This window comes from Geothrix oryzisoli, from assembly GCF_022808865.1.
Classification (GTDB): domain Bacteria; phylum Acidobacteriota; class Holophagae; order Holophagales; family Holophagaceae; genus Geothrix; species Geothrix oryzisoli.
In genome coordinates this window covers 1-5395 of sequence record NZ_JAKZLB010000006.1, presented here as the reverse complement: position 1 = coordinate 5395, position 5395 = coordinate 1, and the positions used below count along the sequence as shown (strand labels likewise).

General features: G+C 54.5%; 2 tRNA genes and 3 rRNA genes. All 5 read left to right on the top strand.

What is annotated here, in order from left to right:
- Positions 1-214 precede the first annotated feature (214 nt).
- Positions 215-1754 (top strand): 16S ribosomal RNA (locus MLE43_RS14710).
- Positions 1755-1866: 112 nt separating this feature from the next.
- Positions 1867-1942 (top strand) — tRNA-Ala (locus tag MLE43_RS14705).
- A gap of 22 nt (positions 1943-1964) precedes the next feature.
- Positions 1965-2042 (top strand) — tRNA-Ile (locus tag MLE43_RS14700).
- 208 nt (positions 2043-2250) lie between these two features.
- Positions 2251-5186 (top strand): 23S ribosomal RNA (locus MLE43_RS14695).
- Positions 5187-5270: 84 nt separating this feature from the next.
- Positions 5271-5386: ribosomal RNA gene (rrf, locus tag MLE43_RS14690) — 5S ribosomal RNA — on the top strand.
- Together the 16S, 23S and 5S rRNA genes with 2 tRNA genes alongside form the textbook arrangement of a ribosomal RNA operon.
- The last annotated feature ends 9 nt before the right edge of the window (positions 5387-5395 follow it).

Sequence of the window (5395 nt, the reverse complement as noted above, 5' to 3'; positions counted from 1 at the left end):
GTCCTGCGCAGTTGAGGCTGCGGGGTGCTGGAAGGGGCCGAGAGGCGACTTCGGACTGTGCGGAAGCGCGGTGGGCGTCTTTGAAAACCGGATAGAAGATAGGAAGCCTTTGAGGGTTCCATGGAGCGTTCTAGGACGGTTCATGGGATTCAGAAGTAACGACCAGAACATTGGCCCGAGGGATGAGAGTCCTGAAGGTGAAGAGTTCAGAATGAAACTTGAGAGTTTGATCCTGGCTCAGAATGAACGCTGGCGGCGTGCCTAACACATGCAAGTCGGATGTGCCGCAAGGTGCATGGCAGACGGGTGAGTAACGCGTGGGGAATCTACCTTTTTGTGGGGAATAACGCTCCGAAAGGAGTGGTAATACCGCATGAGACCTTTGGCTGGGATGCTGGAGGTGAAACCTGGGGACCGCAAGGCCTGGGGCAAAAAGAGGATCCTGCGTCTGATTAGCTAGTTGGCGGGGTAATGGCCCACCAAGGCGACGATCAGTAGCCGGCCTGAGAGGGTGATCGGCCACACTGGAACTGAGACACGGTCCAGACTCCTACGGGAGGCAGCAGTGGGGAATTTTGCGCAATGGACGAGAGTCTGACGCAGCAACGCCGCGTGGGTGATGAAGGTCTTCGGACTGTAAAACCCTGTCGTCAGGGACGAAGGTGCGCGTGTTAATAGCATGTGCGCTTGACGGTACCTGGAGAGGAAGCCCCGGCTAACTCTGTGCCAGCAGCCGCGGTAATACAGAGGGGGCAAGCGTTATTCGGAATTATTGGGCGTAAAGGGCGCGTAGGCGGTTTTTTAAGTCAGATGTGTAATCCCCGAGCTCAACTTGGGAACTGCATCTGAGACTGGAAGGCTAGAGTACTGGAGAGGGTGGTGGAATTCCTCGTGTAGCGGTGAAATGCGTAGAGATGAGGAGGAACACCAGTGGCGAAGGCGGCCACCTGGACAGTAACTGACGCTGAGGCGCGAAAGTGTGGGTAGCAAACAGGATTAGATACCCTGGTAGTCCACGCTGTAAACGATGAACACTTGGTGTGGAGGGAGTTGACCCCTTCCGTGCCGGAGCTAACGCGTTAAGTGTTCCGCCTGGGGAGTACGGTCGCAAGGCTGAAACTCAAAGGAATTGACGGGGGCCCGCACAAGCGGTGGAGCATGTGGTTTAATTCGACGCAACGCGAAGAACCTTACCTGGGCTTGAACTGCAGTGGACCGGTGCAGAGATGTGCCTTTTCGCAAGAACTGCTGCAGAGGTGCTGCATGGCTGTCGTCAGCTCGTGTCGTGAGATGTTGGGTTAAGTCCCGCAACGAGCGCAACCCTTACCCGTAGTTGCCAGCGCGTCATGGCGGGAACTCTACGGGGACTGCCCGGGTTAACCGGGAGGAAGGTGGGGATGATGTCAAGTCCTCATGGCCCTTATGTCCAGGGCTACACACGTGCTACAATGGGCGATACAAACCGTTGCAAAGTCGCGAGATGGAGCTAATCGGAGAAAGTCGTCCTCAGTTCGGATTGTAGTCTGCAACTCGACTACATGAAGGTGGAATCGCTAGTAATCGTGTATCAGAATGATACGGTGAATACGTTCCCGGGCCTTGTACACACCGCCCGTCACATCACGAAAGCCGGGAGCACTTGAAGAGGCTGTGGTAACCCGCAAGGGGGCTAGGTCTCAATGGTGAACTTGGTGATTGGGGTGAAGTCGTAACAAGGTAGCTGTAGGAGAACCTGTGGCTGGATCACCTCCTTTCTAAGGAGAGTCGCTTTTAGGAGCGACGAAAGGTCAACGCTTCCGATCGAATTTCTATCCGGTTTTTAAAGACGCTCGGGCAATCTTTGACGAGCGTGCTTGGGCGTGTAACGGGCCCGTAGCTCAGCTGGGAGAGCGCCTGGTTTGCATCCAGGAGGTCGTCGGTTCGATCCCGGTCGGGTCCACCAGCGCCTGCTGGAGCACGAACAGGGGCCTATAGCTCAGTCTGGTTAGAGCGCACGCCTGATAAGCGTGAGGTCGGTGGTTCGAATCCACCTAGGCCCACCAATTTGAGTTGAGTTGAGATCCTGAGGGATTTGAATCCAGCTCAAGGGTTGGCGTCTGAAAAAGACAGCAGTTGTTTGACAGTTGAATAGAAGGAATAGAGAAGGGTGATCCATGGCGTTGAAGTGACGCCGTGGGCTTAAGGCGAGGCAAGTTTAGCGAAATCAATTAACTCTCGTGGGTCTGAAGTCAATGTAATTCATTGATGGAAGGCCAAGTTACAAAGGGTTGACGGTGGATGCCTTGGCAGATGACAGCGATGAAGGACGTGGTAAGCTGCGAAAAGTCTCGGGGAGTTGCACGCGAACGGTGATCCGGGAATGTCCGAATGGGGAAACCCGGCTGGGTGAAAGCTCAGTCATCTCTCAGCTGAATTCATAGGCTTTGAGAAGCGAACGTGGGGAAGTGAACCATCTCAGTACCCACAGGAACAGAAAACAACAGTGATTCCGGGAGTAGCGGCGAGCGAAACCGGAAGAGCCCAAACCTCCTACGTGTAAGCGGCAGGCGTTGCGTAGGGGGGGTCGTGGGACCTACAGGCCAGAGCTGCCCTCTGGCACAGAGTTACAAAACCGACGGTTAGCGGAACGGCATGGAAAGGCCGGCGAGACAGGGTGATAGCCCCTTACGTGAAAGCCGATCGGACTCTGAGTGGTGTTCCCAAGTATGTCGGGGCACGAGAAACCTTGACAGAATTTGCCGCGACCATGCGGTAAGGCTAAATATGTTCATCTGACCGATAGTGAACCAGTACCGTGAGGGAAAGGCGAAAAGAACCCCGATGAGGGGAGTGAAATAGAACCTGAAACCGTCAATCTACAAGCAGTGGAACCCCTATGGTTTACCAGGGGAACCGCGTGCCTTTTGCATAATGAGCCGGCTAGTTATTTTCAGTGGCGAGGCGAAGCCGAAGAGGCGGTGCCGTAGGGAAACCGAGTCTGAATAGGGCGACAGTCGCTGGAAATAGACGCGAAACGGGATGATCTATCCTTGACCAGGATGAAGTCCGGGTGACACCGGATGGAGGTCCGAACCAGTGTGGGTTGAAAACCGCTTGGATGAGTTGAGGATAGGGGTGAAAGGCCAATCAAATTCCGTGATAGCTCGTTCTCCCCGAAATAGCTTTAGGGCTAGCGTCGGATGTTTCGTCGTGCAGGTAGAGACCTGAATGGACTAGGGGGCTTACCAGCTTACTGAATCCAACCAATCTTCGAATGGCACGCCGTGAAGTCCGGCAGTCAGACTGCGGGTGATAAGATCCGTAGTCGAGAGGGAAAGAACCCAGATCGCCAGCTAAGGTCCCAAAATACATGCTAAGTGGAAAAGGATGTGGATGTGCTTAGACAGCCAGGAGGTTAGCTTAGAAGCAGCTATCCTTTAAAGAAAGCGTAATAGCTCACTGGTCAAGCGGGTCTGTGCCGACAATTCAACGGGGCTAAAGCATGTTACCGAAGCTGCGAACGTAAGTGGTAGGGGAGCATTCCCTACGTCTGTGAAGGTTGACCGTAAGGACAGCTGGAGACATGGGAAGAGACTCTGTCGGCATAAGTAGCGTAAAGACGGGCGAGAACCCCGTCCGCCGTAAGACTAAGGTTTCCAACGCAAGGTCAATCCGCGTTGGGTTAGTCGGGCCCTAAGCTGAGGCCGAAAGGCGTAAGCGATGGAAAGCTGGTTAATATTCCAGCACCATGAGCATCTCGTTTGTACGATGCAGGGACGCAGGAAGGTAGGGACGCAGGGCTATGGAATGTTCTGCGAAAGGATCCAAGGATGGCGCTTAGGGAAGTCCGGGCGCCACAAGTCCAAGGTTTCTGACGAAAAGTCCTGATCCTACACTGCCGAGAAAAGCTGCTAAGGAGAGGTGCTTGTGTCCGTACCGCAAACCGACACAGGTAGTCGAGGAGAGAATCCTCAGGCGTTTGAGAGAACTCTGCTGAAGGAACTCGGCAAATTAACCCCGTAACTTCGGGAGAAGGGGTACCACGGTAGGGTTCATAGCCCGAGGTGGTGGCACATAAATGTCCCAGGCGACTGTTTAACAAAAACACAGGTCTCTGCAAACTCCAAAGAGGAGGTATAGGGGCTGACACCTGCCCGGTGCCGGAAGGTCAAGAGGAGCGGTCAGCGCAAGCGAAGCTGCGAATTTAAGCCCCGGTGAACGGCGGCCGTAACTATAACGGTCCTAAGGTAGCGAAATTCCTTGTCGGGTAAGTTCCGACCTGCACGAATGGTGTAACGATCTGGGAACTGTCTCCAGCAGAGACTCAGCGAACTTGTAGCACCGGTGAAGATGCCGGTTACCCGCACTTAGACGGAAAGACCCCGTGCACCTTTACTACACCTTGACATTGAGGTTGGCGTTGGACTGTGCAGGATAGGTGGGAGGCTATGAAACTGGCTCGTTAGGGTCGGTGGAGCCAATGTTGAGATACCACCCTGTTTAACGCTGATCTCTAACTCGCACCCGTGATCCGGGTGGAAGACAATGTCAGGCGGGTAGTTTGACTGGGGCGGTCGCCTCCTAAAGCGTAACGGAGGCGTACGAAGGTTCCCTCAGGCTGTTTGGAAATCAGCCGTAGAGCGCAATAGTATAAGGGAGCTTGACTGCGAGTCAGACACGACGAGCAGGTGCGAAAGCAGGTTATAGTGATCCGGTGGTCCCGAATGGAAGGGCCATCGCTCAACGGATAAAAGGTACGCCGGGGATAACAGGCTGATCTTGCCCAAGAGTTCATATCGACGGCAAGGTTTGGCACCTCGATGTCGACTCATCACATCCTGGGGCTGAAGCAGGTCCCAAGGGTTCGGCTGTTCGCCGATCAATAGTGGTACGTGAGTTGGGTTCAGAACGTCGCGAGACAGTTCGGTCCCTATCTAGTGTGGGCGCAGGAGATTTGAGAGGACCTGTCCTTAGTACGAGAGGACCGGGATGGACTGACCTCTGGTGTTCCAGTTGTGCCTCCAGGTGCAATGCTGGGTAGCTACGTCGGGAAGTGAGAAGCGCTGAAAGCATCTAAGCGCGAAACACCCCTCAAGATGAGATCTCCCTATGAGACCCGTGGTAGACCACCACGTTGATAGGTCGCATGTGCAAGGCCGGTGACGGCTTCAGCTGAGCGATACTAATCGGTCCACAGACTTGACCTTTCATCAATCAATTGCATCAACTTCAACACCCACGAACGCTCAACAGAGCTTCGCCTAAATCCCTTCTCAACCCTTCTACCCCTTCGTCGTGGCTTTTCCCCAAGGGTCACACCCGTTCCCATCCCGAACACGGCCGTTAAGACTTGGAGGGCCGATGATACTGCGCCGCACAGGCGTGGAAAAGTAGGTCGCTGCGACGTTAAAATCCC